Annotated in this window: 23 protein-coding genes and 1 tRNA gene; 9 read left to right on the top strand and 15 right to left on the bottom strand. The window is 69.0% G+C overall.

Going from position 1 to position 25228, the window contains the following annotated elements:
* Window positions 1-73 precede the first annotated feature (73 nt).
* Window positions 74-1126: a cell division protein ZapE gene (gene zapE, locus AC3IPY_RS09055; protein WP_489188118.1), complete on the bottom strand. Its 1053-nt coding sequence runs from the start codon at window positions 1124-1126 to the stop codon at window positions 74-76.
* Window positions 1127-1269: 143 nt separating this feature from the next.
* Between zapE and AC3IPY_RS09050 the strand changes: the two genes are divergently transcribed.
* The gene (locus AC3IPY_RS09050) at window positions 1270-2190 is read left to right on the top strand and encodes a sulfurtransferase (RefSeq protein WP_489188117.1); all 921 of its coding nucleotides are present in this window, start codon (window positions 1270-1272) and stop codon (window positions 2188-2190) included.
* A gap of 46 nt (window positions 2191-2236) precedes the next feature.
* A complete protein-coding gene (locus tag AC3IPY_RS09045; protein ID WP_489188116.1) occupies window positions 2237-2674 on the top strand; it encodes a SufE family protein in 438 nt (145 codons plus the stop codon).
* On the opposite strand, the gene AC3IPY_RS09040 is transcribed toward AC3IPY_RS09045, so the two are convergent.
* Window positions 2640-3857 (bottom strand): alpha/beta hydrolase family protein, encoded by a 1218-nt coding sequence (locus tag AC3IPY_RS09040; RefSeq protein WP_489188115.1) that lies wholly within the window; start codon window positions 3855-3857, stop codon window positions 2640-2642. The genes AC3IPY_RS09045 and AC3IPY_RS09040 overlap by 35 nt on opposite strands.
* An 87-nt stretch (window positions 3858-3944) precedes the next feature.
* On the opposite strand from AC3IPY_RS09040, the gene AC3IPY_RS09035 reads away from it, so the two are divergent.
* The 4 genes from AC3IPY_RS09035 (at window position 3945) to AC3IPY_RS09020 (ending at window position 9153) form a co-directional block, all read left to right on the top strand.
* Window positions 3945-4541 (top strand): DUF3000 domain-containing protein, encoded by a 597-nt coding sequence (locus AC3IPY_RS09035; protein WP_489188114.1) that lies wholly within the window; start codon window positions 3945-3947, stop codon window positions 4539-4541.
* The gene (locus AC3IPY_RS09030) at window positions 4534-5730 is read left to right on the top strand and encodes a ribonuclease D (protein ID WP_489188113.1); all 1197 of its coding nucleotides are present in this window, start codon (window positions 4534-4536) and stop codon (window positions 5728-5730) included. Before AC3IPY_RS09035 ends, AC3IPY_RS09030 begins: the two co-directional genes overlap by 8 nt.
* Window positions 5731-5878: 148 nt before the next feature.
* Window positions 5879-7015, top strand: coding sequence for a thiolase family protein (locus AC3IPY_RS09025; RefSeq protein ID WP_489188112.1), 1137 nt, complete (start codon window positions 5879-5881; stop codon window positions 7013-7015).
* The gene (locus AC3IPY_RS09020; RefSeq protein ID WP_489188111.1) at window positions 7012-9153 is read left to right on the top strand and encodes a 3-hydroxyacyl-CoA dehydrogenase NAD-binding domain-containing protein; all 2142 of its coding nucleotides are present in this window, start codon (window positions 7012-7014) and stop codon (window positions 9151-9153) included. Before AC3IPY_RS09025 ends, AC3IPY_RS09020 begins: the two co-directional genes overlap by 4 nt.
* A gap of 66 nt (window positions 9154-9219) precedes the next feature.
* On the opposite strand, the gene dxs is transcribed toward AC3IPY_RS09020, so the two are convergent.
* The gene (dxs, locus tag AC3IPY_RS09015; RefSeq protein ID WP_489188110.1) at window positions 9220-11166 is read right to left on the bottom strand and encodes a 1-deoxy-D-xylulose-5-phosphate synthase; all 1947 of its coding nucleotides are present in this window, start codon (window positions 11164-11166) and stop codon (window positions 9220-9222) included.
* A gap of 206 nt (window positions 11167-11372) precedes the next feature.
* Here dxs and AC3IPY_RS09010 point away from each other — a divergent pair, with 206 nt between their 5' ends.
* The gene (locus AC3IPY_RS09010; protein ID WP_489188109.1) at window positions 11373-11720 is read left to right on the top strand and encodes a LysR family transcriptional regulator; all 348 of its coding nucleotides are present in this window, start codon (window positions 11373-11375) and stop codon (window positions 11718-11720) included.
* Window positions 11721-11890: 170 nt separating this feature from the next.
* Here the strand turns inward: AC3IPY_RS09010 and acnA are convergent, their stop codons facing one another.
* The 4 genes from acnA to dut all read right to left on the bottom strand — a co-directional run bounded on the left by acnA (window position 11891) and on the right by dut (window position 16719).
* Window positions 11891-14701, bottom strand: a complete 2811-nt coding sequence (gene acnA, locus AC3IPY_RS09005; protein ID WP_489188108.1) for an aconitate hydratase AcnA — start codon at window positions 14699-14701, stop codon at window positions 11891-11893.
* Window positions 14702-14858: 157 nt separating this feature from the next.
* Window positions 14859-15641, bottom strand: coding sequence for a DUF3159 domain-containing protein (locus AC3IPY_RS09000; protein ID WP_489188107.1), 783 nt, complete (start codon window positions 15639-15641; stop codon window positions 14859-14861).
* Between the two features lie 2 nt (window positions 15642-15643).
* Window positions 15644-16264 carry a DUF3710 domain-containing protein gene (locus AC3IPY_RS08995; protein ID WP_489188106.1) on the bottom strand — a complete coding sequence of 207 codons (621 nt, stop codon included), beginning with the start codon at window positions 16262-16264 and terminating at the stop codon, window positions 15644-15646.
* The gene (dut, locus tag AC3IPY_RS08990; RefSeq protein ID WP_489188105.1) at window positions 16261-16719 is read right to left on the bottom strand and encodes a dUTP diphosphatase; all 459 of its coding nucleotides are present in this window, start codon (window positions 16717-16719) and stop codon (window positions 16261-16263) included. Before dut ends, AC3IPY_RS08995 begins: the two co-directional genes overlap by 4 nt.
* Before the next feature lie 38 nt (window positions 16720-16757).
* Between dut and AC3IPY_RS08985 the strand changes: the two genes are divergently transcribed.
* Window positions 16758-17222, top strand: a complete 465-nt coding sequence (locus AC3IPY_RS08985) for a DUF3093 domain-containing protein (protein WP_489188104.1) — start codon at window positions 16758-16760, stop codon at window positions 17220-17222.
* Here the strand turns inward: AC3IPY_RS08985 and AC3IPY_RS08980 are convergent.
* Entirely contained in the window at window positions 17219-17512 is a 294-nt protein-coding gene (locus tag AC3IPY_RS08980) for a DUF4193 domain-containing protein (protein ID WP_092965404.1), read from the bottom strand. The genes AC3IPY_RS08985 and AC3IPY_RS08980 overlap by 4 nt on opposite strands.
* A 191-nt stretch (window positions 17513-17703) precedes the next feature.
* Here AC3IPY_RS08980 and sepH point away from each other — a divergent pair, with 191 nt between their 5' ends.
* The gene (sepH, locus tag AC3IPY_RS08975; RefSeq protein ID WP_489188290.1) at window positions 17704-18777 is read left to right on the top strand and encodes a septation protein SepH; all 1074 of its coding nucleotides are present in this window, start codon (window positions 17704-17706) and stop codon (window positions 18775-18777) included.
* Between the two features lie 62 nt (window positions 18778-18839).
* Here sepH and AC3IPY_RS08970 read toward each other — a convergent pair whose 3' ends face one another.
* The 7 genes from AC3IPY_RS08970 to AC3IPY_RS08940 all read right to left on the bottom strand — a co-directional run bounded on the left by AC3IPY_RS08970 (window position 18840) and on the right by AC3IPY_RS08940 (window position 25110).
* Window positions 18840-19940, bottom strand: coding sequence for a benzoate/H(+) symporter BenE family transporter (locus AC3IPY_RS08970; protein ID WP_489188289.1), 1101 nt, complete (start codon window positions 19938-19940; stop codon window positions 18840-18842).
* A gap of 75 nt (window positions 19941-20015) precedes the next feature.
* Complete coding sequence (gene clpX, locus AC3IPY_RS08965; RefSeq protein ID WP_489188103.1) at window positions 20016-21296, bottom strand: ATP-dependent Clp protease ATP-binding subunit ClpX; 1281 nt, start codon at window positions 21294-21296, stop codon at window positions 20016-20018.
* A gap of 199 nt (window positions 21297-21495) precedes the next feature.
* Window positions 21496-22179: an ATP-dependent Clp protease proteolytic subunit gene (locus AC3IPY_RS08960; RefSeq protein WP_489188102.1), complete on the bottom strand. Its 684-nt coding sequence runs from the start codon at window positions 22177-22179 to the stop codon at window positions 21496-21498.
* 27 nt (window positions 22180-22206) lie between these two features.
* A complete protein-coding gene (locus AC3IPY_RS08955; RefSeq protein ID WP_092965396.1) occupies window positions 22207-22791 on the bottom strand; it encodes an ATP-dependent Clp protease proteolytic subunit in 585 nt (194 codons plus the stop codon).
* Window positions 22792-22972: 181 nt separating this feature from the next.
* Entirely contained in the window at window positions 22973-23458 is a 486-nt protein-coding gene (locus AC3IPY_RS08950) for a tetratricopeptide repeat protein (RefSeq protein WP_489188101.1), read from the bottom strand.
* 104 nt (window positions 23459-23562) lie between these two features.
* The gene (gene tig / locus AC3IPY_RS08945) at window positions 23563-24987 is read right to left on the bottom strand and encodes a trigger factor (RefSeq protein ID WP_489188100.1); all 1425 of its coding nucleotides are present in this window, start codon (window positions 24985-24987) and stop codon (window positions 23563-23565) included.
* 48 nt (window positions 24988-25035) lie between these two features.
* Window positions 25036-25110: transfer RNA gene (locus AC3IPY_RS08940), tRNA-Pro, on the bottom strand.
* Between the last annotated feature and the right edge of the window lie 118 nt (window positions 25111-25228).

Genomic DNA, 25228 nt, shown 5'->3' with positions numbered 1-25228 from the left:
AGCGTTGTTTCGCGTCGGTTACGAAGAACGTGCTCGTGTAACGAGCATGTTTCGGGATGCCGCGAGGTCGCCGTCAGTCGTGCGGTGGCAGTTCACCCGTGGTGAGCGCGATCATGCGGCTCATCGCGCGGAGGTACTTCTTGCGGTAGCCGCCCGCCATCATGTCGGCGTCGAAGACCTGGTCGAGCGGCAACCCGCTCGCGATGATCGGCACCTCGGCGTCGTAGACGCGGTCGATGAAGGCGACGAGGCGCAGCGCCGCGTTCTGGTCCGACAACTCGTGCACGCCCTCGAGCGCGATGAACTCGACGTCGGCGAGGAGCTTGACGTACTTCGAGGGATGCACCGTGGCGAGATGTGCGATGAGCTGGTCGAACCCGTCGAGCGAGACGCGGTGACCGCGTTGTGCGAGCGCCGAGGCCGTTCGCTCGACGGCGTCGTCGCCGTCGATGGTCGACGCCCTTCCCTCGGTGTCGCGGCGCCGGTAGTCGAGGCCGTCGATGCGCAGCGTCTCGAAGTTCGCGGAGAGCGCGTGGATCTCGCGGAGGAAGTCCGCCGCGGCGAAGCGTCCTTCGCCGAGCGCGTTCGGCGGGGTGTTCGAGGTCGCCGCGACGCGCGTGCCACCGGCCATGAGTTCGCCGAGGAACCTGGTCATGAGCATCGTGTCGCCCGGGTCGTCGAGTTCGAACTCGTCGATGCAGATGAGTCGGGCACCCGTCAGGAGCTTGACCGCATTCGCGTAGCCGAGCGCGCCGACGAGGGCCGTGTACTCGATGAAGGTGCCGAAGTACTTCGGCCCGGGCGCGATGTGCCACAGGGAGGCGAGGAGGTGGGTCTTTCCGACGCCGAAGCCGCCGTCGAGGTAGACGCCGGGCAGCTCGGCCTTCGGCTTGCGGTTGCGCGAGAAGAAGCCGCCGGGGCGCTGCGCCCGCCATACGCCGGCGAACTCGCCGAGGCGCTCGAGCGCGGCCTGCTGCGACGCGAAATCGGGGTCGGGGCGGTACGACTCGAAGGACGCGTGCTCGAACTGCGGCGGCGGGCTGAGCTCGGAGGCGAGCTCCTCGCCCGAGATCGACGGGTTCCGTTCGACGAGGCGGATGAGGGCATGGCTCGATGCCGTGGTCATGCGTGAATGGCTCCCGTGTTGCACCGGATGACCGGCATGGCGACTCCCGTCGGCACGCCGCGTAGATTCGAGGTGGATCAGGTCACCAGCCTAGACCGCCCGCTTCACGCACCCGTCCGACCGGACGATCACAGGAGGTCCCCATGCCCGCCGAGTTCGACACCGAAGCCAGGTTCGCCCAGTACGCGCACCCCGAACGCCTCGTCAGCACCGAGTGGCTGGCCGCCAACCTCGGCCGGCCGGGCCTCGTCGTCGTCGAGTCCGACGAAGACGTGCTGCTCTACGAGACCGGCCACATCCCCGGCGCCGTGAAGGTCGACTGGCACACCGAGCTCAACGATCCGGTCGTGCGCGACTACGTCGACGGCGAGCGCTTCGCCGCCCTCGTCGGCGCCAAGGGCATCGCGCGCGATTCCACGGTCGTCATCTACGGCGACAAGAGCAACTGGTGGGCGGCCTACGCGCTCTGGGTGTTCACGCTCTTCGGCCATGAAGACGTGCGCCTCCTCGACGGCGGTCGCGACCTCTGGATCGCCGAGGGGCGTGCGATCACGACGGATGCCTCGGTGCCGACGCCCGTCGAGTACCCGGTCGTCGAGCGCGCCGACGCCGCGATCCGCGCGTTCAAGGAGGACGTGCTCGCGCACCTCGGGCAGTCGCCGACCGGCTCGAAGGCGCTCATCGACGTGCGTTCGCCCGAGGAGTACTCCGGGGAGCGCACGAGCGCACCGGCCTACCCTGAAGAGGGTGCGCTCCGTGCGGGCCACATCCCGACCGCGGCATCCGTGCCCTGGGCCCGCGCAGCAGCCGGCGACGGCACGTTCCGCAGTCGCGACGAGCTCGATGCCATCTATCGAGACGAGGTGGGCCTGCAGGACGGCGACGAGGTCATCGCCTACTGCCGCATCGGCGAGCGGTCGAGTCACACGTGGTTCGTGCTCACGCACCTGCTCGGGTTCGAGCACGTGCGCAACTACGACGGCTCGTGGACCGAGTGGGGCAGCGCCGTCCGGGTACCGATCGCGACCGGCGCCGAGCGGGGTGAGGCGCCCGCCCGCGTCTGAGCGATGCGCAGCCCCGCGCGAGGTGCGGGGTGGGAGAATGGAACCGATGGACTCCACGACCCTGCCCCCGCGCCTCGCCGAGACCCGTGACGACTTCCGGGCGCTCGGCATCCCCGATCGGCTGCAGTTGCTGCTCGAGTTCTCGAACGAGCTGCCCGCCCTCCCGCCGCAGTATGCGGATCACCCCGATCTGCTCGAGCGCGTCGTCGAGTGCCAGTCGCCGGTCTTCATCTTCGTCGAGGTGAGCGAGGGCGTCGCGCGCATGTACGCCACGGCACCGGCCGAGGCGCCGACGACGCGCGGCTTCGCCTCGATCCTGGTGCAGGGCATCGACGGGCTCACCCCCGCGGAGGTCCTCGCGATCCCCGACGACTACCCGCAGACGCTCGGACTCGGCGAGGCGGTGTCGCCGCTCCGCGTGCGCGGCATGACGGCCATGCTCGCGCGGGTCAAGCGCCAGTTGCGCGAGCACCTGCCTGCGTAGCGGCCGCGAGGCTCGTCAGGCGATCGCGCACGAGCGCCGACCAGCGCTCCGGGTCGTGATTGGCGAGCTTCGTGTGACGGGCGCCGTCGAAGACCTCGAAGTCGATCAGGTCGGGCCGGGCCGCAGCGAGCCGGCGCGAACCGTCGATCGGCACGAATCCGTCGTCGACGCTGTGCATGAGCAGCATGGGCACCGAGAACTCCTCGGCCCTGGCGATCGGATCGAGCTCGGTCACGTCGACCGGCGCCGCGAGGCCCGTGAGCCCGCCGCTCCAGGGCTCGCCGAGCACATGCGCGACCGCGGATCCGAGGCCATCGGGCAGCCCCATCGCTCGGCCCTGGAATCGCAGGATGTCGACCCAGTCGATGGCCGGCGAGTCGAGGATGACGCCGACGAGCGATTCGCGGACCTCGGCCGAGCGCAACACGGCCTGCAACGAGATCGCCCCGCCCATCGACCAGCCCATGAGCACGATGCGCTGCGCTCCCTGTTCACGGGCGAAGCGGACGGCCGCCGCGACGTCGGCCCACTCGGTGCCGCCGAGGCCGTACCTGCGGTCCGAGCTCGCAGGCGCCTCGCCGTCGTTGCGGAAGCTGATGAGCAGGCTCGTCCACCCGGCCGCGAGTGCCGGCGGCACTGCGCGCAGGCCTTCGTGGCGCTTGGCGCCGCGCCCGTGCACCTGGATCACCCAGTCGCTCGACCGGGCGCCGTCGGGGCCGCCGGGCACCAGCCAGGCCGGCGCCGGCCCGAGGGGGGTGGCGACGACCACGTCGTCGTACGCGTCGGCCACCTCCCAGGGTCCGAGATGCACCCAGCCGCTGATCCGACCCGACGCGGCTCGATCCAGGCGGCCGAAGTCGACCGCCTCGATGCGGCGGGTGACCGTGCGACCGTCATCGTGGAGGATCGCTCCGATGCGGGCGTGACCGGCGTCCTGGTCGAACCAGAGCCCGTACACGCCGACCATGCGAGTCTCATCGGATGCCTCGAGCCGGACCTCCGACCGCAGCAGATCGGCCGACCGGATGCGCACGTCGTCGCGGCGCGCCGGCTCGGGAGTGACGACCCGCCGCGCGAACAGCACGGTGAGGGCCGCGGTCGCCATCGCGATGGACGCCGCGATCACCGCCGTCGCTGCCGCCGCGATGCCGATCGCCGTCGCCGTGCCGGTACGTCCCGCCATGGATGCCTCCGCTCGAAGCCCGAATCGGTGTCACCGGGGGCGGCGTGCCGCCGCGGCGCACTCTGGTCGAGACTCTAGTCTGCACTCGTGCCCGACTCCTCGACGCATCATCCCCCCGAGTTCGAGGCCGCACTCCAGTCTCTGCGTGCGGCATCCCCGCGAGCCGAATTGCGCGTGCAGGAGATTCCCGCGCCCGGTTCGCTCGCCCCGTTCGCGGTGGCGCTCTCGGCGGATGTCGCGCCGTCACCGGGCCCGCACGGCGACGACTCCGAACTCGGCACCGGCAGGTTCGTCCTGCTCTACGACCCGATGGAACCCGAATCGTGGGGCGGTCGGTTCCGCATCGTGTGCTTCGCCCAGGCGCCGCTCGAGACCGACATCGGCCTCGATCCCTTCCTCGCGGATGTCGCGTGGTCGTGGCTCGTCGACGCGCTCGACGCGCGTGGGGCGAACTACGTCGCCGCCTCGGGCACGGCGACGAAGATCCTCTCCACGGGATTCGGTGAGCTGGCGCGTCAGGGCGACGGGGCCCAGATCGAACTGCGCGCCTCGTGGACTCCCCTCGACGCCGGGATCGCCGCGCATGTGGAAGGCTGGAGCGAACTGTTGTGCATGCTGGCAGGGCTGCCTCCCCGATCCGAGGGGGTGACCGCTCTGCCCAGACGGAGGTCGAATCGTGGATGAATTGCGGGTCATCGAGACGCCCGCCGACTTCGACGATGCGGTCCGCCGCATCGCTGAGGGCGAAGGCCCGATCGCCGTCGACGCCGAGCGTGCGAGCGGCTTCAAGTACTCCCAGCGCGCGTACCTGATCCAGATGTATCGGCGCGGAGCTGGCACGTTCCTCTTCGACCCGCCGCAGATCCCCGACTTCTCGACGCTGCAGGCGACGATCGCCGATGAGGAGTGGGTGCTGCACGCCGCGAGCCAGGACCTCGCCTGCCTCCGCGAGGTCGGCCTCGATCCCGACCGCATCTTCGACACCGAGCTGGCGGCACGCCTGCTCGGCATGCCACGGGTCGGCCTCGCCGCCGTCGTCGAAGAGCTGCTCGGCATCCACCTCGCGAAGGAGCATTCGGCGGCCGACTGGTCGACGAGACCCCTGCCGCAGCCCTGGCTCACCTACGCCGCGCTCGACGTCGAACTCCTCGTGGACGTGCGTGATCGACTCGTCGAGCGCCTGGCCGAGACCGAGAAGGCCGGCCTCGCGGCCGAGGAGTTCGACGCGGTCCTCCGACGCGAGCCGAAGCCCATCGGCCCCGAGCCCTGGCGCCGCCTGTCCGGCATCCACGCCGTGCGTTCACCGCGAAACCTCGCGGTCGCCCGCGAGCTCTGGCTCGCGCGCGACGAGTTCGCCTCCTCCTCCGACGTCGCGCCGGGGCGTCTCGTGCCCGATGCCTCCCTCCTCGCCGTCGTGAAGGCGCTCCCCCGCACGCGCAAGGCGCTCTCCGACCTGCGGGCGTTCACCGGTCGTGCAAGCCGTACCGAACTGGATCGATGGTGGGCGGCCGTCGAACGCGGCCTGTCCACCGAGGACCTCCCGGCGGTCCGCGTCCCGAACGATGCGCCGCCTCCTCCACGGGCTTGGGCCATGCGGAACCCCGAGGCCGATGCACGGCTCCGATTCGCCAAGGCCGCCGTGACCGAGATCGCCGAAGCGCTCGACATGCCCGTCGAGAACCTGCTGACCCCCGATCACCTGCGCCGTCTCGCCTGGCATCCACCGGCCGAGCCCGGGGCCGACGCGGTCGCCGAGCAGCTCGAACGGCTCGGCGCGCGGCACTGGCAGATTGACGCTACGGCACAGAAGATCTCCCTCGCCTTTGTGGAGGCGTCACAAGCCGTCCTCGACGCTGAGAAGCCGGTTTCGTAGGAACCGTCAAGCGATTCAGGGCCTCCTCAGGCGCGTTCGTAGGATCGAGTCATCCAGATCGAAAGTGAGCTGCAGCGTGGCACATCAAGCTGATGTCGTGTTCGTCGACGGAGTCCGTACTCCGTTCGGCAAGGCCGGCGAAAAGGGCATGTATTGGAACACCCGAGCCGACGACCTCGTCGTGAAGGCGATCGTCGGGCTCCTCGAGCGCAACCCGAACGTACCCAAGGACCGCATCGACGAGGTGGCGATCGCAGCCACGACCCAGACCGGTGACCAGGGCCTCACGCTCGGTCGCACCGCGGCGATCCTCGCCGGGCTGCCGAAGACGGTTCCCGGCTTCTCCATCGATCGCATGTGCGCCGGCGCGATGACCGCCGCCGCGATGATGGCCGGCTCCATCGGATTCGGCATGTACGACCTCGCCATCGCCGGCGGTGTCGAGCACATGGGACATCACCCCATGGGCTCCGGCGTCGACCCGAACCCGCGGTTCCTGTCCGAGCGCCTCGTCGGCGAGGACGCCCTCGTCATGGGCGCCACGGCGGAGCGGATCCACGACCGGTTCCCGCAGCTCACGAAGGAGCGCAGCGACCGCTACGCCCTCGCCAGCCAGCAGAAGACCGCCGCCGCATACGCCGCCGGCAAGATCCAGCAGGACCTCGTGCCGGTCGCCATCCGCACCGAGCAGGGCTGGGGCCTGGCGACGCAGGACGAGGTCATGCGCCCCGAGACCACGCTCGAGGGCCTCGCCGGCCTCAAGACGCCCTTCCGACCGCACGGTCGCATCACCGCGGGCAATGCGTCGGGCCTCAACGACGGCGCCACCGCGGCACTCCTCGCCTCGAGCGAGACCGCGAAGGAGCTCGGCCTCACGCCGAAGATGAAGCTCGTGAGCTACGCCTTCGCCGGCGTCGACCCCGAGATCATGGGCATCGGCCCGATCCCCGCGACCGAGAAGGCACTCCGCAAGGCCGGCCTCACCATCGACGACATCGACCTCTTCGAGATGAACGAGGCGTTCGCCGTGCAGGTGCTCTCGTTCCTCGACCACTACGGCATCGCCGACGACGACCCCCGTGTGAATCCCTGGGGCGGTGCGATCGCCGTCGGCCACCCGCTCGCCTCCTCGGGCGTGCGCCTCATGAACCAGCTCGCGAGCCAGTTCACCGAACGCCCCGACGTTCGGTACGGCATCACGAGCATGTGCGTCGGCCTCGGCCAGGGCGGCACCATGATCTGGGAGAACCCGAACTTCGACAAGAAGGCGAAGAAGCGCGCATGACCGACTACTCGACCATCGACTTCGACTCGCTCGTCGCCCTCGCGGGCGACGACGAGGTCGTGACCCACTCGTACGTCCGCGACATCCGTCTGGCCTCGGGCAAGACGCTTGCGCTCGTGACGCTCGACAACGGGCGCGACCACACGCGTCCGAACACACTCGGCGCGGCGACGCTGCTCGAGTACGCGGCCACGCTCGACGCGCTGAAGGCCAGGGCGGCCGCCGGCGAGATCGACGCGGTCGCCGTGACCGGCAAGCCGTTCATCCTCGCCGCGGGCGCCGACCTGTCCAAGGTCGCCGAGATCCCCGACAAGGAGACCGCGAAGAAGTTCGTCCAGCTCGGCCACCACGCGCTCAGCAAGCTGTCCGACGTCGGCGTGCCGTCGTTCGTGTTCACGAACGGGCTCGCGCTCGGCGGCGGCCTCGAGATCGGCCTGCACGCCGACTACCGCACGGTCGATGCATCCGCTCCGGCGCTCGCGCTTCCCGAGGTCTTCCTCGGCCTGATCCCCGGGTGGGGCGGCGCGACGATCCTGCCCAATCTCATCGGCATCGAGAACGCCCTCAAGGTGATCATCGAGAACCCGCTGAAGCAGAACCGCACGATGAAGGCGCAGGACGCCTTCGACCTGGGCATCGCCGATGCGATCTTCCCGTCGGTCAGCTACCTCGAGGACTCGCTGAAGTGGGCCGACGGCGTGCTGAACGGCACCATCAAGGTCAAGCGTGCGAACGAGCCCGGCAAGCTCGAGCGGCTCGCCAAGTGGGACATCGCGATCAAGGTCGCGCGCGACATGCTGTCCAAGCGCATCGGCACCGTGCCGCAGGCGCCGTACGCCGCACTCGACCTGATGAAGGCCGCGAAGAGCGGCACCCGTGCCGAGGGCTTCCAGCGCGAGGACGAGGTGCTCGCCGACCTCATCGCCGGCGACCAGCTGCAGGCGTCGATCTACTCCTTCAACCTCGTGCAGAAGCGCGCCAAGCGCCCGGCCGGAGCACCCGACAAGGCGATCGCCAAGAAGGTCACGAAGGTCGGCGTGCTCGGCGCCGGATACATGGCCAGCCAGCTCGCCCTGCTGTTCGTGCGCCGCCTGCGCGTGCCGGTCGTGATCACCGACATCGACCAGGAGCGCGTCGACAAGGGCGTCGCCTACATCGCAGGTGAGATCGACGCCCTGCTCGGCAAGGGCCGCGTCTCCCCCGACGAGGCGAACCGCCTGAAGGCGCTCGTCACGGGCACGACCGACAAGGCGGACTTCGCCGATTGCGACTGGGTCATCGAGGCCGTGTTCGAAGAGCTCGAGATCAAGCAGAACGTGTTCGCCGAGGTGGAGCAGTTCGTCTCCCCCGACGCCGTGCTCGCCACCAACACCTCGTCGCTCTCCGTCGAGCAGATCGGAGCCAAGCTCGCACACCCCGAGCGGCTGGTCGGCTTCCACTTCTTCACTCCGGTCGCCCTGATGCCGCTGATCGAGGTCGTCAAGACCTCGCACACCGACGAGGCGACGCTCTCGACGGCCATGGTCACGGCGAAGAACCTGAAGAAGAACGCGGTCATCACCGCCGACACCCCGGGGTTCGTCGTCAACCGCCTGCTCGCGGTGCTGCTCGGCGAGGCCATGAAGGCCGTCGACGAGGGCACCTCCTTCGAGACCGTCGACACGGCGATCGCACCGCTCGGCCTGCCGATGGCGCCGTCTGCGCTGCTCGACCTCGTGGGCCTCAAGGTCGGCGCCCACGTGCTCGACACGCACCACGCGGCCTTCCCGGACCGGTTCTACCGCAGTGAGAACCTGCACAAGCTCGCCGACTACGGCAAGCTGCTCGACAAGGACGACAAGGGCAAAGTCAAGGGCTTCGACAAGGGCGCCCTCAAGCTCGTCGCCGGCGGCAAGAACCCGCGCAGCGCCGATGACATCCTCGTCTCGCTGCAGGACGGCCTGGCGCGCGAGGTCAAGCTCATGCTCGACGACGACGTCGTCGCCGCTCCTGAAGACATCGACTTGTGCCTGATCCTCGGCGCGGGCTTCCCGTTCCAGATGGGCGGCGTCACGCCGTACCTCGATCGCGTCGGAGCCTCCGAGCGCGTGTTCGGGGCGACCTTCCACAACCCGCCGATCCGCGGGGTCGAGGCGTAACAGCCGACAGATGGGCGAAGGGCTGGATCCGCGTGCGGATCCAGCCCTTCGTTCGTCGGTGCGCCCTCAGCGATCGCCGCCGGCGACGATCGCCGTCGAGCCGGTGTCACTGGAGACACCGCGGGCGTGCGGCAGCTTCGAACCGAGCACCATGCCCGTGACATCGTGGGCGATGTCCTGCGCCGTGAGACGCGTGCGCTCGAGGATCTGCGCGCGCGAGGCGTGGTCGAGGAACTCGTCTGGCAGACCGACCTCGGTGACCGCCGTGTCGACGTTCGCCTCGCGGAGGTCTTGCCGGATGCGCGTGCCGATGCCACCCACCCTGATGCCGTCTTCGATGCACACCACGAGCCGGTGCTCGGCCGCCATGGCCACGACGCTCTGCGGGACGGGGACGACCCAGCGGGGGTCGACGACGGTCGCACCGATGCCCTGAGCTGCGAGTCGCTCGGCGACCTCGAGCCCGGTGCCGGCCATCGGCCCGACGGTCACGATGAGGACGTCCTTTCCCTGACCCTCGTGCAGGACGTCGACCCCGTCTTCGGTGCGCCGCACGGCGTCGTAGAACCGGCCGACGCTGCCCTTCGGGAACCGGATCGCCGTAGGGCCGTCATCGACGGCCACGGCCTCGGCGAGCTCCTCCTCGAGCCGGGCCGAGTCGCGTGGTGCCGCGAGCCTGATGCCGGGGACGACCTGCAGGATCGCGAGATCCCAGACACCGTGGTGGCTCGGCCCGTCGGGACCGGTCACGCCGGCGCGGTCGAGCACGAAGGTCACGCCGGCCTTGTGCAGCGCGACGTCCATGAGCACCTGGTCGAATGCCCGGTTGATGAATGTGGCGTAGATGGCGACCACCGGATGCATGCCGCCGAAGGCGAGCCCGGCCGCGGAGGTCGCGGCGTGCTGTTCGGCGATGCCGACGTCGATGACGCGGTCGGGGAAACGCTCGGCCATCTTGTGCAGGCCCGTGGGGCGGAGCATCGCCGCGGTGATGCCGACGATGCGCTCGTTCTCGGCGGCCAACTCGACGAGCCTGTCGCCGAAGACGCTCGTCCAACTCGCGGCACCGCTCGACTCGAGAGACTCCCCCGTCTCCGGGTCGATCTGGCCGACGGCATGGAACTGATCGGCGACGTCCTTCAGAGCCGGCTCGTAACCGCGGCCCTTCTCGGTGATCGCGTGCACGATGACGGGCGCACCATAGTTCTTCGCCTGCTCGAGCGCCTCGATCATCGCCGACACGTCGTGCCCGTGCACCGGGCCGATGTACTTGATGTCGAGATTGGAGTACAGCGCCTCGTTGTTCGAGAAACGCGCCAGGAAGCCGTGCGTTCCGCCGCGGATGCCGCGATAGATCGCGCGCCCGGGGCTGCCCAGCTTGTCGAAGGCGCGCCTGCTGGTCAGGTAGAGGCTGCGATAGCTGCGGCGTGTGCGCACGCCGTTCAGGAACCGGGCCATGCCGCCGATCGTCGGCGCGTAGGAGCGGCCGTTGTCGTTGACGACGATGATGAGGCGACGGTTGTTGTCGTCGCTGATGTTGTTGAGCGCCTCCCAGGTCATGCCGCCCGTGAGCGCGCCGTCGCCGACCACGGCGACGACGGTGCGGTCGCCCTGGCCCGTCATCGAGAAGGCCCTGGAGATGCCGTCGGCCCACGACAGCGAACTCGAGGCGTGGGAGCTCTCGACGATGTCGTGCTCGGACTCCGAGCGCTGCGGGTAGCCGGCCAGCCCGCCCTGCTGACGCAGCGTCGAGAAGTCCTGCCGGCCGGTGAGGAGCTTGTGCACGTACGACTGGTGGCCGGTGTCGAAGACGATCGCGTCCCTCGGCGAGTCGAACACCCGGTGCATCGCGATCGTCAACTCGACGACGCCGAGGTTCGGCCCGAGATGCCCGCCGGTCTTCGCCACGTTGCGCACGAGGTGTTCTCGGACCTCGACCGCCAGTTGCTCGAGCTGCTCCTTCGAGAGCGCGTCGAGGTCGCGGGGACCTCCGATCGACTCCAGAAGGGACATCGAGACCACCTTTCGTCCATGCCTCGGGGCGGCCGGAACATCACGCCATTCTACGCGGTCGGACTCGACCTGCCCGGTTGCCGGGCCCCGCTGATCGGGTTGAGCACGGCGCGACCATGCCGTTCCTGTCGCACGTCGTCGAAGGATCGGCCCGAGCCACGTACTGTAGAAGAGCCGCTTCACGAGCGGCCGGAGAGAGGCCGTCCATGGAGATCACCCAGCTTCGCCATTTCGTCGCCGTCGCATCGGAACGCCACCTCGGCCGTGCCGCGACGGCGCTCGGCGTGTCCAGGGCGACCCTTCGGGAATCGCTCGATGCGGTCGAGGCCGCCGTAGGAGCGCCGCTCCTCGTGCGCACAGCCGATCAGGTCGAGGTCACCGCAGACGGGCAACGGTTCCTCGTCACCGCACGGGCCGAGATCGCCGCGGCCGAGGCGGCGAACGCACCATCGAAGGTCAACACCGGCGGCAAGGCGAAGGCGTCCAAGGGCAAGGGACGCGCGCCGAAGGTCAAGGGGCAGCCGTTGCCGTACAAGAAGCGCCAGTCCCGCTGAATTCGGCTGCGGCCGCAGGATTCTCACCACGCCGTTGCACCCTCGCACGGCTGCGCCCTTGCACCGCCGTGCCGACCGCGGCCCGTGTCGGCGCTCCGGACGACGCGGAACGCCCGCCCGCCGACCGGACGGATCCGGATCGAGCGAGCGGGCGTTCAGGACGGGTTCGCTCAGACGAGCGAGCGCAGCACGTACTGCAGGATGCCGCCGTTGCGGTAGTAGTCGGCCTCACCCGGCGTGTCGATGCGCACGACGGCGTCGAACTCGACGGTCGCCTTGCCCTCGGGCGAGTGCTCGCTGGGCGCGGCCACCACGCGCACGGTCTTCGGCGTGACGCCGTCGTTCAGTGCCTCGAGACCCGAGATCGAGACGACCTCGGTTCCGTCGAGACCGAGCGACGCCCAGCTCTCGCCGGCCGGGAACTGCAGCGGCACGACGCCCATGCCGATGAGGTTCGAGCGGTGGATGCGCTCGAAGCTCTCGGTGATGACGGCCTTGACCCCGAGGAGGCTGGTGCCCTTCGCGGCCCAGTCGCGCGACGAGCCGGAGCCGTACTCCTTGCCACCGAAGATCACGAGCGGAGTGCCCTGAGCCTGATAGTTCTGGCTGGCATCGTAGATGAACGACTGCGGGGCGTCGGCCTGCGTGAAGTCGCGCGTGTAGCCGCCCTCGACGCCGTCGAGAAGCTGGTTCTTCAGGCGGATGTTCGCGAACGTGCCGCGGATCATGACCTCGTGGTTGCCACGACGCGAGCCGTAGGAGTTGAAGTCCTTGCGCTCGACCCCGTGCTCGGCCAGGTACCGGCCGGCAGGGCTGTCGGCCTTGATGTTGCCGGCAGGCGAGATGTGGTCGGTCGTGACCGAGTCGCCGAGCTTGGCGAGCACGCGGGCCGCGACGATGTCGGTGACCGGGGTCGTCTCCATCGTCATGCCGTCGAAGTACGGGGGCTTGCGCACGTAGGTCGACGCCTCGTTCCACTCGAACGTGGAGCCGGTGGGCGTGTCGAGCCCCCGCCAGCGCTCATCGCCCTCGAACACGCTCGCGTACTGCGTGACGAACATGTCGGTGTTGATCGAGGTGTCGATCGTGTTCTGCACCTCGGCGGCGTCGGGCCAGATGTCTTTCAGGAAGACCTCGTTGCCGTCGTGGTCGGTGCCGAGGGCATCGACCTCGAAGTCGAAGTTCATCGACCCGGCGAGGGCGTACGCGATCACGAGCGGCGGGCTCGCGAGGTAGTTCATCTTCACGTCGGGGTTGATTCGACCCTCGAAGTTGCGGTTGCCCGAGAGCACCGCGGTGACCGCGAGGTCGGAGTCGTTGACCGCGGCAGAGATCTCGTCGAGCAGCGGGCCGGAGTTGCCGATGCAGGTCGTGCAGCCGTAGCCGACCGTGTAGAAGCCGAGCGCCTCGAGGTCGGAGGTGAGACCGGCCTTCTCGTAGTAGTCGGTGACGACCTTCGAGCCCGGCGCCAGCGTGGTCTTGACCCACGGCTTGGCCTTGAGGCCCTTCTTCGCCGCGTTGCGGGCGAGCAGTCCTGCAGCGAGCATGACCGAGGGGTTGGACGTGTTGGTGCACGAGGTGATGGCCGCGATCGCGACCGCACCGTGGTCGAGCACGAAGTTCTCGCCGGAGGCCAGCGTGACATCCGTCGGCTTCGACGCCGTCGCGGGCGCGTGGCTGCGGTGCGTGTGCAGGTGGTGCGAGTACTCGTCTTCGGGCGAATTGCCCGGCGCGTCGGACGCCGGGAAGGACTCGGAGCCCTCGAGGTCGACGAGGTCGTGCTCGACGGTCGCGTAGTCGAGCAGGGCGCTCTCGAACGCCGACTTCGACTCGGAGAGCTCGATGCGGTCCTGGGGGCGCTTCGGACCCGCGATCGAGGGGACGACCGTGGAGAGGTCGAGCTCCATGTACTCGCTGAAGACCGGCTCGTTGTCGGCGTCGTGCCAGAGCTTCTGGACCTTCGCGTACGCCTCGACGAGCGCGAGCTGCTGCTCGCTGCGGCCGGTGAGGCGCAGGTAGTCGATGGTGACGTCGTCGATCGGGAACATCGCGGCGGTCGAGCCGAACTCGGGGCTCATGTTGCCGATGGTCGCGCGGTTCGCCAGCGGCACGGATGCCACGCCCTCGCCGTAGAACTCGACGAACTTGCCGACCACGCCGTGCTTGCGGAGCATGTCGGTGATGGTCAGCACGACGTCGGTCGCGGTGACGCCGGTGGGGATGGCACCCGAGAGCTTGAAGCCGACGACCTTGGGGATGAGCATCGACACGGGCTGGCCGAGCATGGCCGCCTCGGCCTCGATGCCGCCGACGCCCCAGCCGAGCACGCCGAGGCCGTTGACCATGGTCGTGTGCGAGTCGGTGCCGACGCAGGTGTCGGGGTATGCGCGGAGCACGCCGTCGACGGTGCGGTCGTAGATGACCTTGGCGAGGTGCTCGATGTTGACCTGGTGCACGATGCCGGTGCCCGGCGGGACGACCTTGAAGTCGTCGAAGGCCGTCTGGCCCCAGCGGAGGAACTGGTACCGCTCGCCGTTGCGCTCGTACTCGATCTCGACGTTGCGCTCGAGCGCGTTCTCGGTGCCGAAGAGATCGGCGATGACCGAGTGGTCGATGACCATCTCTGCCGGCGAGAGCGGGTTGATCTTGTTCGGGTCGCCGCCGAGGGCGACGACGGCCTCGCGCATGGTGGCGAGGTCGACGATGCAGGGCACGCCGGTGAAGTCCTGCATGACCACGCGGGCAGGCGTGAACTGGATCTCGGTGTCGGGGTCGGCCGTGGGAACCCACGAGCCGAGCGCCTCGATCTGCTGCTTCGTGACGTTCGCGCCGTCTTCGGTGCGGAGCAGGTTCTCGAGCAGCACCTTCAGGCTGAACGGGAGCTTCTCGTGGCCGGGAACCGTGTCCAGCCGATAGATCTCATACGAGGTGTCGCCGACTCGGAGCGTGTCCTTCGCCCCAAAACTGTTCACTGCAGACACGATGTCCTCTCCTTCGCGGGTGCCGCGCGAACGCACGCGCAACACTCCATCTTCACCGTTGGACGCAGGACTGATCCAGCAAGGGTTACCTAAGCGCCCCGATGTCGGACGGGCTCCGCGGGACCGCGAAATTTATCTCGACATCGAGATAACTCTATCACTCGGAGGATCGCTCCGAAGACGGATACACCGCTCGCACGACCAGCCAGGTGAAGACGAGCACGAGGGCGTAGAGCGGCACGCCCATCAGCAGGCGCGAGACACCGAGCGCGGCCACGTTGTCGACGAGGTACAGCGGAACCTGCACGAGCAGGCGCGCAGCGAAGAGTCCGATCCACACGAGGGTGAGGAACTGCGCGACGCGCATCTTGCGTCGGTCGGCTCGCCACGCCGTGCCGTCGCCCATGAGGAACCCGACGATCACGCCGATGACCGGCCACCGCACGAGCATCGACACGAACAGCGCGAGCGCGTACGCGGCGTTGGTGAAGAACCCGAGCACGTAGTTGTCGCGGGCATCGCCCGACCACAGCGACAGGGCCGCGGACGCGATGACGCCGATGAGTCCGGCGATGGCCTGCGTCGGCCGGCCCTTGGTCGCGATGCGGACGACCGTGAAGACCACCGCGAGACCGACGGATGCCGCGAGTGCGGGGACGAGCGCCTCCTGCGTCGGCCATGCGGCGACGCTGGTGAGCATCGCGTAGGCCACGAGGAAGACCAGACCCGGGAGAAGGGCCTCGAGCACGCCGCGGATGCCGCCCACGGCGAGGAGCAGGTCGCGCCCGCTCAGCTTCTCGTCGCGGGCGAGCGCTCCGAGTCCGCTCTTCTCGGCCGCCTCGGCGAACTGCCGGGCGAAGTCGCCGGAAGGCGGCGTTGCGGCGTCCGAGGCATCCGCTCGCTCGTCGCGCTCATCGCGCGGCTGCTGGGACTCGGTCATGCTCACGCGGTGGGCGAACCGGCCGAGGCCGTCGGCATGCGCAGCGGGATGAGGTCGCGCGGAGGCATCGGCGTGGTGCCGCGCACTACGACGATCGAGCGGAACAGGTCTTCGATCTTCGCCGCCGCTGCGGGATCGACCGCGGCCTCGCCGGCGATGACGCCGCGGAGGAACCATCGCGGCCCGTCGACTCCGATGAAGCGCGCGAGGCGCTGGTGTCCGGTCTGCCCCTCGGCGGCCGCGACGGGGATCTGGGCGAGCACCTCGGGACCGAAGGCACCGTCGCGAACCGTGGTGGTGCCGCCCTGGCGTGCGATCTGATCGGCGATCTGCGCGCGGATCTCGTGCCAGAGCCCGCTCTTGCGCGGTGCGGCGAACGGCTGCACCTGCAGCGTCGAATTGGCGTAGTCGAGGCCGATCGCCACCACGCGCTTGGTGCCCTCCTCGACCTCGAGCCGCACGTGCAGCCCTTCGCGGGGAAGCACCTTGACGCCTCCGAGATCGACGTAGGGGCGAACCGGGTTCGCCTCCGACTCGTCGAACGGGCCCGCCTCGGCGCGGTCCTCGGGGGCCGACTTCGGCTGGTCGACGGGGACCTCGTCGATGTTCTCGATATCGCTCACGCGTTCACTCCTGACTTGTGCTCACCGAAACCGGTGGAGCCGAATCCCCCCTCGCCGCGCTGGCTCCCGGGGAGCCGCTCGACTTCGATGAACCGCGCACGGCTCACCGGCATGACCACGAGCTGCGCGATGCGATCGCCCGCCTCGATCGTGTACGACTCGCTCGAGTCGGTGTTCAGCAACGCGACCTTGATCTCGCCTCGGTAGCCCGCGTCGACCGTGCCCGGTGCGTTCACGATCGTGATGCCGTGCTTGAACGCGAGGCCGGACCGGGGCACGACGAAGCCCACGTACCCGTCGGGCAGCGCGATCGCGACACCCGTGGCGACGGTCGCCCGCTCGCCCGGCCCGAGCACCACCGGCTCGGCGGCATGGAGATCAGCCCCGGCGTCGCCGGCATGGGCGTACGAGGGGACGCGGTCAGCGGTGATGAGCACCTCGACGGAATCGGTCACCGTTCGAGGGTAGTGCAGAAGTCTGATCGAATAGAGCCATGCCCGACTACCGTGAACGCCTGTGGCCCAGTGCGTGGATCTACATCGCTCCCCTGCTGCTGATCCCGGCCAGCATCCTCACCCTGGCCCCGGTCTCGCTGCCCGCGGGCATCGTGACCGGCGTGATCCTCTACGGGGCGACGGCCGGTGCCCTGACCATGACGTCGCCGACGATCGAGATCGCCGACGGGATGCTGCGCGCGGGGCGCGCCGAGATCGCCGTCGAGCACACCGGGCATGCCACGGCCGCGTTCGAGGCCGACGCGCGCGCCGAGACCGGGGTGCGCCTGGATGCCCGCGCGTACCTCGTGATCCGCGGCTGGGTGAAGCCCGTCGTGCGGATTCCGATCGTCGACGAGACCGACCCCGTTCCCTACTGGCTCGTCTCGAGCCGCCGGGCGAACGAATTGGCCGCCGCGATCAATGGATCGCGACGGCCTGAGCTCGGGGAGGACGCCGGTTAGGCGGCGCACTCCAGGCAGATCGGCCCGAGCTTGGACTCGTGGTCGATCTGCGAACGGTGCTTCACGAGGAAGCAGTTCACACACGTGAATTCGTCAGCCTGCGGGGGCAGCACGACGACGTCGAGTTCGACGTCCGAGAGGTCGGCACCGGGCAGGTCGAACCCACCGGGGTTGTCGGCGTCTTCGACATCCACAACACCCGACATCTTGTCGGGCACGCGCTCCTTGAGGGCCTCGATCGACTCGGAGTCGTCCTCGGTCTTCCGTGGTGCGTCGTAATCCGTTGCCATTCCCATCCATTTCGTCAGCGCCGAAGATTCGGCGGCCATAGTCTGCATCAAAACGCAGCCATTGGCAAACCATTCAGGCTGGTCTACCATTTGCCCCTCTCAACTTGCGGCGCGCCCGGAGTATTCCCAGAGTCGGCGCGGCCGGCATGGCATCCTTGGGCGGAGACAGAAGCACGGAAGGGCTTGTCGAGATGCAGGAACTCAAAGTAATCGGAGTCGAGAACGGCGCACTGCTGGCCGCATCCGACGATGGCGCGCGATTCCGGATCGAGATCGACGAGGTGCTGCAGTCCCGCATCCGTCAGGCGCAGCCCGACGTGCACACCGGCCCGAAACCCTCGCCACGCGAGATCCAGGCGCTCATCCGATCCGGACTCTCCTCCGAAGACGTCGCGCAGGTGACCGGTGCATCGGTCGACTACGTACGCCGGTTCGAGGGCCCCGTCGTCGCCGAGCGTGAACACGTCGTCACCAGCGCGCTGGCCGTGCCCGTGCACGCCGTGATCGAGACCGACGGAGATGAGCCGGTGACCTTCGGCCTGGCGATCCGCGACCGCCTCGCCAAGCTGGGCGCCGAGGGTGAGCGCTGGGCGAGCTGGAAGGACGAGGAGCGCGGCTGGGTCGTCAAGCTCGAGTTCACCGCCGACGCCATCGACCACGACGCGCGCTGGGGATTCGAACCGCGCAAGCAGTCGCTGCAGCCGCTCAACTCCGAGGCCACGACCCTCTCGCAGCAGGGCGAACTCAAGGGCGGGCTGATGCCGCGCCTTCGCGCCGTCGGCCCCGGCTCCGAGGAGTCCAGATTCGACAGCGGCGCCTTCACCTTCGAGGAGCCGACCGACGCGGTCGCCGATACGGCACCGCACCTCGAGCCGCTCCCCTACGCCCGTTCGACGCCGGCGGTGTCGAGCCCGGCCGTCTCCCGTGCCGCGATCAAGCGCGCCGACGAGCCGGCTCAGGCCATGGGCGAGACCGCAGACCTGCTCGAGGCGCTGCGTCGGCGTCGTGGTGAGCGAGAGGCCTCGGCCGGTGAGACAGAGCAGCCCGAGTTGACGCTGCCCGAGCCCCTCGATGACGTCGCGCCCGAGCCCGACGACGAGGCCGGCCGGGACGAACGATCGTCGAGCCCATCAAGATCGCTCTGGGGCGGAAAGGCCTCCTCCGGCTCGAACGCGTCCAACCGCGCGTCCAAGAAGGGCCGGGCGTCCATGCCGAGCTGGGACGAGATCGTCTTCGGCGCACGCACCGACGACGACCTGGCCTGAGGCTCGGTCGTTCCGGTGCCACGACCTCCCGAATTCTCGAGAGGCCGCGTCGCGCCATCCGCTCATCGCGCTTGCGACGAGACTGCGCGCGTACGCAACCAGGCGAGCATCACTCCCCCGACGACGAGTCCCCAGAACGCCGAGCCGATGCCCACGACGGCGACGCCCGACGCCGTCACGAGGAACGTGCTGATCGCGGGGATGCGCGATGACGACTCTTCAAGAGCGCTCGTGACCGACGTGACGAGCGCACCGAGCAGGGCCAGGCCGGCCACCGCGGTGATGATGATCGGCGGCGAGGCGTGCACGATCGCCGCCGCGAGGCCCGCGCCGACGCCGAGCACCAGGTACGAGGCGCCGGCCGACACCGTCGCGACCCACCTGCGCTTCGGATCGGGGTTCGCCTCGGGACCGGCCATGATCGCCGCGGTGATGGCCGCGAGGTTGATCGCGTGTCCGCCGAACGCGGCCGATGCGACGGTGGCGAGACCAGAGGTGACGAGCACCGGCCGCGGCGGCATGTCGTAGCCGAACGTCTTCATGACGGCGAAGCCGGGCACGTTCTGTCCGGCCATCGTGACGACGAAGAGCGGCAGGCCGAGGCCCACGATCACGGCAGGGTCGAAGACGGGCGACACGAACTCGAGCGACGGCAGCACGGCGGATGTCTCGAGCACGGCCGGACCCGCGAGGATCGCGATGCCGACCACCGCGACCGCCATCGCGGCCGGCACCGCCCAGCGCGGCGCCAGTCTGGCGAGGAGCAGCCACACGAGCACCATCGGGATCGCGATCGCCGGCTGTTCGACGGCCGCCGTCACCGGTGCGATGCAGATCGGGAAGAGGATGCCGGCGAGCATCGCCCCCGCGATCGGCTTGGGGATCGACGTGATGAGGCGTCCGAACGCCGGCCAGAGGCCCGCGATCACGATGAGCGCGCCGCAGACGAGGAAGGCCCCGACGGCCGCACCGAACTGCTGGGTCGTGGCCGCGGCGGAGACGAGCAGTGCGGCTCCCGGCGTGGACCAGGCGAACGAGACCGGGATGCGCAGGGCGATGGGCAGCGCGATGCAGGTGACGCCCGTCGCGAGGCAGAGCGCGAAGAGCCCTGACGCGGCCTGCGCATCGCTCGCCCCGACCGCGGCGAAGCCGGCGATGACCAGCGCGAACGAACTCGCGAACCCCGTGATTGCGGCGATGACGCCCGCGACGACCGTGTGGAAGATGGCCGTGCGCGGTTAGGCGGACTTCTCGGCGCGGCGCGACTTGGCGTGCGGAACGATCGTCGGGGCGGCGTTGTCGAGGACTGCGGCCTTGGTGACCACGACCCGTGCGACGCCGGTGGAGGAGGGCACCTCGAACATGATCGGTCCGAGCACTTCTTCCATGATCGCGCGCAGGCCGCGAGCACCCGTCTGCCGGAGGACCGCGAGATCGGCGATCGCCTGCAGCGCCGCCTCCTCGAAGTCGAGCTCGACGCCGTCGAGTTCGAACATGCGCTGGTACTGCCGCACGAGTGCGTTCTTCGGCACCGTGAGAATCTCCATGAGCGCTTCGCGGTCGAGCGGCGTGACCGTCGCGACGACGGGCAGGCGACCGATGAACTCGGGGATCAGGCCGAACTTGTGCAGGTCTTCGGGGAGCACCTCGCTGAAGAGCTGCGCGTCGCTCTCTTTGTTGTGCAACGGCGCGCCGAAGCCGATGCCGCGCTTGCCTGCACGCGAGGAGATGATGCTCTCGAGCCCGGAGAACGCGCCCGCGACGATGAACAGCACGTTCGTGGTGTCGATCTGGATGAACTCCTGGTGCGGGTGCTTGCGCCCGCCCTGCGGCGGTACGGAGGCCACGGTGCCTTCGAGGATCTTCAGCAGCGCCTGCTGCACGCCTTCGCCCGACACGTCACGGGTGATCGACGGATTCTCGGCCTTGCGCGCGATCTTGTCGACCTCGTCGATGTAGATGATGCCGGTCTCGGCACGCTTCACGTCGTAGTCGGCGGCCTGGATCAGCTTGAGGAGGATGTTCTCGACGTCTTCGCCGACGTAGCCCGCCTCGGTGAGCGCGGTCGCGTCGGCCACCGCGAACGGCACGTTCAGCTGCTTCGCGAGCGTCTGCGCGAGATAGGTCTTGCCGCAGCCCGTGGGGCCGATGAGCAGGATGTTCGACTTGGCGATCTCGACGTCGTCGTGCGCCCGATCGGCCGTCGTGAGCGTGGCCCTGGCGCGCACGCGCTTGTAGTGGTTGTAGACCGCGACGGCGAGGGCCTTCTTGGCGCCCTCCTGCCCGATGACGTATTCCTCGAGGAAGGCGAAGATCTCTTTCGGCTTCGGAAGCTCGAACTCGCCCGTCGGCGTCTCGCCCGCCTCGGCGAGTCGCTCCTCGATGATCTCGTTGCAGAGCTCGACGCACTCATCGCAGATGTAGACGCCGGGTCCGGCGATGAGCTGCTGGACCTGCTTCTGGCTCTTTCCGCAGAACGAGCACTTGAGCAGATCGGCGCTCTCCCCGATGCGTGCCATCGAACCCTCCCTGTCGACGAGTCTGTTCCGAGCCTAGCCCGAGATCGGCGCGCGACGGCCAGACTCGCCCGGATCGGTCGGCGAGCCGGTTCGCGCCGGGCGAACGCGCGAGCCGGTTTCATGCGCCGGCCCGGGATGGGCCCGGACATGACGGATGCCCCGGCGCGTCGCCGAGGCATCCGTCAGATGTTGCGCGCGGTCAGCTCGTGATCGCCGGGAGGGTCTTGCGCGAGGTAAGCACCTGGTCGATGAGTCCGTACTCGAGCGCCTCCTGCGCCGACAGGATCTTGTCGCGATCGATGTCGAGGTTGACCTGCTCTGGCGTGCGGTTCGAGTGACGCGAGAGCGTCGACTCGAGCCACGAGCGCATGCGCAGGATCTCGGCGGCCTGGATCTCGATGTCGGAGGCCTGGCCGTGACCGGCCTCGCCCATCGCGGGCTGGTGGATCAGCACGCGGGCGTTGGGCAGCGCCAGGCGCTTGCCGGGCGTGCCGGCCGCAGCGAGCACCGCCGCAGCCGAGGCCGCCTGACCGAGCACGACCGTCATGACCTCGGGGCGGATGTACTGCATCGTGTCGTAGATCGCCGTCATGGCCGTGAACGAGCCGCCGGGCGAGTTGATGTACATGATGATGTCGCGGTCGGGGTCCATCGACTCGAGCACCAGGAGCTGGGCCATGATGTCGTCGGCCGACGCGTCGTCGACCTGCACGCCGAGGAAGATGATGCGGTCCTCGAACAGCTTCGCGTAGGGGTCCTGGCGCTTGTAGCCGTAGGCCGTGCGCTCTTCGAAGCTCGGCAGGATGTAGCGCGATCCGGGAGCCTGCACGCCGCTGAAGGCGGTGCCACCGAACGCGGGGCCACCGAAGTTGGGTACTGACATTCGCTCGTTCTCTCTTCTCTCGGGTGCCTACGCCTGGGTTCCGCCGCCGCCGGCGACGTCGAGCGCGGATTCGCGGATGTGGTCGACGAAGCCGTACTCGAGCGCCTCCTGCGCCGTGAACCAGCGGTCGCGGTCGCCGTCGGCGTTGATCTGCTCGACCGACTTGCCCGTCTGCGCGGCCGTGATCTCGGCGAGGCGGTTCTTCATCGAGACGATGAGCTGCGCCTGGGTCTGGATGTCGCTCGCCGTGCCGCCGAAGCCGCCGTGCGGCTGGTGCAGGAGCACCCGGGCGTTGGGCGTGATGTAGCGCTTGCCCTTGGTGCCGGCCGTGAGCAGCAGCTGGCCCATCGAGGCCGCCATGCCGATGCCGACGGTCACGATGTCGTTCGGCACGAACTGCATGGTGTCGTAGATGGCCATGCCGGCCGTGATCGAGCCGCCGGGCGAGTTGACGTAGAGGTAGATGTCTTTCTTCGGGTCTTCGGCGGCGAGCAGCAGCAGCTTCGCCGCGATCTCGTTGGCGTTCTCGTCACGCACCTCGGAACCGAGCCAGATGATGCGGTCCTTCAGCAGTCGATCGAAAACTCCGGTGCCGGGTGTCGCTTCGGCCATGTGTCGCTCCTTCTGCGTTGTCGCGTTGTGTCGAATCTATCCGGTGCAACACGCGCGAACGGGGCTGTTCGCCCTCGGCGGATGCCGCGTCGCGCCGGGTTCGCCCACAGCGGATCGGCGCCGACCCCGCGCCAGGTTCGCGACGCGTCAGGCGGTCAGCTCGCGCCAGGTTCGCGACGCGTCAGGCCGTCAGCTCGCGCGCGTAGTTCGTCACCGACCTGGTGTACCTGCGAAGGTGGGGCGCCAGCGCGAGCAGGGCGACGGATGCCGCGCGCTCGGCATGTCCGCAGCTCGTGAGGGCGAGTGCGAGGAACGCGGCGACCTCGTCGCGGTAGGGTGCGTCGGCGTGATCGCGGAGCTCGGCTTCGAGCATGCGGAGCGCCCGGTCGTGCTCACCGAGGTTGCGGATGCTGCTGGCGAGCTGGATCACGGCCTGCGGTCGGTGCTCGTCGTCGAGCCCGAGCTGCAGGGCGCGCTCGTAGAGCGGCACCGCCTCGTCGGGGCGCCCTGCGGAGTCACGTGCTCCCGCACGTTCGTATTCCGCGCGTGCATCGTTCGCGCCGCGTTCCGCGGCGATCGCATCGATGCGTTCGATGACCTCGTCATCGGCCATCGAGCCCGATGCCTGCTCCCAGACCTCGCCGATGCGTCGTTCCCAGTCGTCCATGTGCGTTCCTCTCGTCTGCCTCCCGCGCGGAGTCCTCGTGCCGGTGGGACGACGCAGGGCCGGACGGTTTCCCGTCCGGCCCTGCGCGGCTGCGTTCGCCGGTCCTACTCGGCGTCGGCCTTCTTCGGCGCGCGCTTGCGAGCCGGCTTCTTCTCTTCAGCGGGCGCCTCGGCCTCATCGGCGGCGGCCTCGGCCGGAGCCTCTTCGGCAGCGGTCTCAGCGGCGGGCGCCTCCTCGGCCTCGTCGTCGCCGACCACGGCGGTGAACTCGGAGAGGTCGACGGCGTTGCCCGAGGCATCCGTCACCTTGGCCTTGCCGAGCGCGATCGCGAGCGCCTTGTTGCGCGCGACCTCGCCGACCATGGCGGGGATCTGACCCTGCTGGCTCAGGATCTGCACGAACTCGTTCGGGTCCATGCCGTACTGCGCGGCGCCCTGCACGAGGTACTGCGAGAGCTCCTCCTGGCTGACCTTGACCTGCTCGGCCTCGGCGATCGCGTCGAGCACGATCTGCGTCTGGAAGGCCTTGGTGCTCGCCTCGGTGACCTCGGCGCGGTGCTCGTCGTCTTCGAGGCGGTTCTCGCCCTCGAGGTGACGGTGCACCTCGTCTTCGATGACGGCGTCGGCGACCGGCACCTCGACGAGCTCGAGGAGCTTCTCGACGAGCAGGTCGCGGGCCTGCGAGCCCTGACCGAACGACTTGGTGCGGGCGACCTGCTCGGTGAGGCTCGCGGTGAGCTCCTCGAGCGTGTCGAACTCGCTGGCGATCTGCGCGAAGTCGTCGTCGGCCTCGGGGAGCTCGCGCTCCTTGACGGCGCCGACCGTGACGGTGATCTCGGCGGTCTGGCCCTCGTGCTCGCCGCCGAGGAGCTTCGACGCGAAGGTCGTGGTCTCGCCCGCGGTGAGCGAGTCGAGCGCCTCGTCGATGCCCTCGAGCAGCTCGCCCGAACCGAGCTCGTAGGAGATGCCGTTGGCGGTGTCGACCTCGACGCCCTCGATGGTGGCGACCAGGTCGAGCGTCACGAAGTCGCCCTTGGCAGCCGGCCGGTCGACCGTGACGAGCGTGCCGAAGCGCGTGCGCAGGCGCTCGAGCTCTTCGGTGACCTCGTCTTCGCCGACCTCGACCGAGTCGACGGTGAGCTCGAGGCCCTCGTAGGCGGGAAGCTCGATGTCGGGGCGCACGTCGACCTCGATGGCGAGCAGCAGGTCGCCCGAGAAGTCCTTGTCGCTGGGCCACTCGACGATGTCGGCCTCTGGACGGCCGAGGGGGCGCAGCTCGTGCTCGGTGACCGCGGCGCGGAAGAAGCCGTCGAGACCCTCGTTGACGGCGTGCTCGAGCACGGCACCCTTGCCGACGCGCTGGTCGATGATGGGCGGCGGCACCTTGCCCTTGCGGAAGCCGGGCACGTTGACCTGCTCGGCGATGTGCTCGTACGCGTGGGCGATGCTGGGCTTCAGCTCCTCGGGCGTCACCGAGATGGTGAGCTTGGCGCGAGTGGGGCTCAGCTTCTCAACCGAAGTGGTCGGCATGTGAAGATCTCCTGTTTGGTGGAAGTTCGTGTCGAGTCTCACGACCCGTCGGGGCGACAGGATTCGAACCTGCGACCTCCCGCTCCCAAAGCGGGCGCTCTAGCCAAGCTGAGCTACGCCCCGAGTCGCTGACTCAACTCGTCAGTCACCACGCGCGGGCATGCCGAAGACGGCGTGTGCGCGGGGTTGACCCCGGAAAGTCTACTGCACGGCCGCGGGCGGTTTCTGCGCAGTCGATGCG

This window comes from Agromyces sp. GL_144 (genome assembly GCF_057834305.1).
This window is presented reverse-complemented; position numbering and strand designations above follow the sequence as displayed.